This is a genomic window from Paracraurococcus lichenis (assembly GCF_030657435.1).
GTDB classification, from domain to species: domain Bacteria; phylum Pseudomonadota; class Alphaproteobacteria; order Acetobacterales; family Acetobacteraceae; genus Paracraurococcus; species Paracraurococcus lichenis.
In genome coordinates this window covers 1-3,704 of record NZ_JAUTWS010000209.1, presented here as the reverse complement: position 1 = coordinate 3,704, position 3,704 = coordinate 1, and the positions used below count along the sequence as shown (strand labels likewise).

General features: G+C 62.3%; 2 protein-coding genes. One reads left to right on the top strand and one right to left on the bottom strand.

Annotation, left to right across the window (positions count from 1 at the left end):
• On the bottom strand, positions 1–1,862 hold a 1,862-nt coding region (locus tag Q7A36_RS38810), incomplete at its 3' end, for a hypothetical protein (protein WP_305109142.1).
• Positions 1,863–3,104: 1,242 nt separating this feature from the next.
• Between Q7A36_RS38810 and Q7A36_RS38805 the strand changes: the two genes are divergently transcribed.
• The gene (locus Q7A36_RS38805) at positions 3,105–3,665 is read left to right on the top strand and encodes a hypothetical protein (protein ID WP_305109141.1); all 561 of its coding nucleotides are present in this window, start codon (positions 3,105–3,107) and stop codon (positions 3,663–3,665) included.
• Positions 3,666–3,704 lie beyond the last annotated feature (39 nt).

Here is a 3,704-nt window from a genome sequence, read left to right as displayed (position 1 = left end):
TCCCGGTGCTGGGAAAAGTACAAGATGGTCAGCCGGCTGGAGATCGGGATCGCGCGGCGCCGACGCTCGAAGTCGTAAGGGCGGAAGGTCACTCTCCAGCGCTCCTCCCAGACCTTCGCCGTGAGGGACTTCATGGCCTCGTCGCCGAGCAGCCAGACCCGGCGGAAGGATTTGAGGTTCTCGGGCGAGGAGAAGCAGAAGAAGTCGAGGTCGTTGGACCCCGGATCGTCCCAGCCCTCGCGCTTCACCCAGACCTTTGTGTTCGGCTTCGCCAGCATGACGAGGAGCCCATAGTGCTGCCGGTCGTAGGCATCGACCCTTCGACGCTGCGCGAGGACGGCACCTTCCTGCGTCAGGCTCATCGGATAGCACTGACCGTCGAGATCACCGGCCCGCAGGTACCGACGCAGCAGATCGTGGTTGTCGCGGGCGTTCAGCGTGAAGGTTGCCGTCACTTCCGGCACCTCATCGATAATGACCTCGCAGTCCGACCAGTCGGACCAGTCCATCATCAGCATCGAGGCATGGGTGCAGAACACGATGGCAGCCGAGCCGGCCCAGAGCTTGTCGAGCGTCGCGCGGATGTCCCGCAACTGCTTGGCGACCGTGAACTCCTCGTGCTGAGAGTGAGCCTGCGCGATGTGGAACCGCATCACGTCCCGGCCGACGATCCGCAAGAGTTCGGCGCGACGCTTCTCGATGTTCTCGATTTTGTCACAGACATAGACGTACCGGCCGCGCTCCCGCGCGATCCGGGTCAGCATGTCGTGAGTCTTACCCTCGCCGCAGGCTGCCTCCACCGTGTCGACGACGATCCCGCTCTCCTCCCGCTCAAGGATGGGCTTCCATTCGGGAGCAGCCTCGGCGTCGACGATCCGAGGCGGAACCGGCCTCGACATGACGAACTCGATGATCTCGGATGTCTTCGAGGCGCCATGCCGGTGCGCGAAGCGAAAGCCCGAAGCCGCGTCGATCTCGCCGAAGATGGTCTCCATCTCGCCCCGGGTCAGGTCCCCGCCTGACTTCAGCCAGACCTTCCCCATGATGCTGCGCATGGTCTGCCATCGGGACCCACCCACGGCCTCGGTGAGATAGTCCTCGATCCACTCGGGCCGGACGAACTGCCGGTTCGAGGCCGAGACCTCGCCCCGGATGCTTTGGTCGAGACGCAGGACCGCCAGCTTCGCCCGATGCTCCTCAGCCTGCTCGGGGGTGATGTCGGCCCGAGCCGGACGAGCAGCCCGCTCGACCACCTGCCAAAGTTCGGGGCTCGCTTCCCGCAACGCGGCGGCCGAGGCCAGCAGGTCATCGACCGGCATCGGTCCACCATCATGGGTGATGACCAGAGGATCGGCCGGCGGCGCGAACAGGAAGTCGGCCGGGTCATAGATGGAGGCGTCAGCCTGCCCGCCCAACACTGCGTAGTTTGTCGCCACGAATAGGTCGAGAGCTTCGGCCCGGGAGATGCCGCGGTCGATCTCCACCACCACCCGGAACTTCGGGTGCTCGGCCTTGTGGCTGAACGAGGTGTAGATGAAGAAGCTGAGGCCGAGGTCCACGAGAGCATTCGCGACGTCATGCGGCGAGAGCATGGGCCCCGACGGGTCGGCATTGTCCACGTCGGCATAGAACACCGACAGGTGGTCAAGTTCGGCCTCGCCAACACGCCACGACCCATGCCGGGTGAAAGTCGTACCGTCCTTCCGCCGGAACTCTCGGTCGGTGAACTGGAACACGCTTGGGACCCAGCCGTAGGTCTCGAACTTCGACTGCTGGGTGGAGGGAAAGCGGAGCTTGTTGAGCACGAAGTCCCGCAGGTCGGCGAAAGTCTGGAACACCTCGCAGCCGGTGATCTCCGCCATGGACAGCCGGCGCTCATCTGTCTGGGCATGGGTGTAGATGCGCCGCAAATGTGACAAGTACAACTCAGTCACTGTAACCTCATATGGAATAATTTGGAATGAAAATATCATCTAGAATTGCCACGCGAGAGTGGCAATGCCGGATATGCCGAAGGCGTTGCTAGAGATTCAATATAAACTTCACTGCGGTTTACGGGGCCGGCGAAAATATTAGGCGTACATGCTGTACCCGTGTAAAAACATAATGTCACCTTTTCTTTATAAGGGCATATATTCTGGAAGGTGACATTAGTCTATGTCACCCATCTCACATCTTCCTCTCTAGAAGGGAAAGGTGACATGGTCTTTCACATTCGTAATATCTCCTGTGGCCACAGCACGTAACCGCGCCAATACAGCCGGCCGGATAGTAAACGAAGCTCCCCCTTGACCACGGTCTCCGGAACCTTGTGGACCACGGCATGCCAGCCTCCAAAGCCCGAAAGTTCCGTGAGCATCAGCCCCGATGCGCGAGACAATAAGTATCAGGTGCTCAGCCTCGGCGAATCGTAACGTAATTTAAGTAACGACCCGCGGCCCTGAACCATGCTTGAGAGGGTCTTGTTCGGATCATCTCACGTTCTCCCTGAATGCACCTCGACGATCATCGGAGCGATGCCGGCGGTGGAGCAGGGAATTGGTCTGTTCACCCGGGGAATGACGCCCGCTAAAACGCAAAATGTGCTGGCAATCGGCGGCGCGCCTTTACCGTGCGCTGGCGCGTTGCGCCGCGCGCTGGCCTAGGTTCAGACTGCTCCGAATTCTGCCGAGCGATGGATCATGGCGATGCCGTCGGACAAGGACCATCAAGGACCAGACGAGGGCAAGACCGACCCCGTAACAGGTGACAATGGAACGAAGGAGCGCGGAGCCGGACGCGAACCGGGAAATGTGCCGATGGGCCCGCAGGGTCCTCCGACGGTTAGCCAAGAGAGCCAGCCCCAAAGGCGGCCCGCTCGCGGCGTGTCGCAGTCGCCGCGAGGGGCAAGCGCCGGCCCCGTACCGCGCCCGCGCCCGCGCCAGAACAACAGCACGCCCAACTTACGGCCGAACGCTGCGCCGCTGTCGGACCTCGGTGCGACCGCCGAGGGACCTCGGAAAGTGGAGCGAAACGACGGGACGGATCGGGAGGCGGGGCGGGGAAGCGGGGCCGAGGCGGTGGGGGAAACTCCGAGACCGCGAGCGGGCGAGGAGGCAAGCGAAATGCCATTGTTAAATCGTAACGGAGCGGGCGATATAAGAGGAACGTCGAACGGCGACACCGTGGAGGAGACGCAGCGTCAAGTGCAGACGTTGCTCAGTGGAGAGGCCGTCAGGACGAGGCCAGACCTCCTGAATGCACTGCAAGCGGCGGTGCAGTTAACCTTCGGCAAGCTGACCTTCGGCGAACGCCTGAAGCTGATGGGTGGCGAAATACTGCTCACGGTCCTCTACTGTTCCCTCGTCGTCCCGGTCATGGTTCGCCACACCCCAGACGGGCTGCGTGCTATCGCAATGGCGGTCGTCCCGGCCGCCATAGCGCAGTCGGCACCGCCGACGGCTGCTCAGGCGGCGATGCTGGTGACCTTCGGGTACGCAGCCTTTTTTGTCTGCAACGTCCTCCTCATCGCCACTTTCGCGGTGTGCCTCTACGCCGCTCTATTCCGCGAACCGCCCCACGCCGGGGCGCTAACACTGCTCAGGTACGTTCTGACTTTCGCCTTCAGCACCATTCTTTCCCTGCTCGGGTTCACCGCGACGCGCGCCGGGATGGTTGGCCACTGACCTCCGTGCCCGGTCCGCCGCCGGCCAGCTAGATCAGAT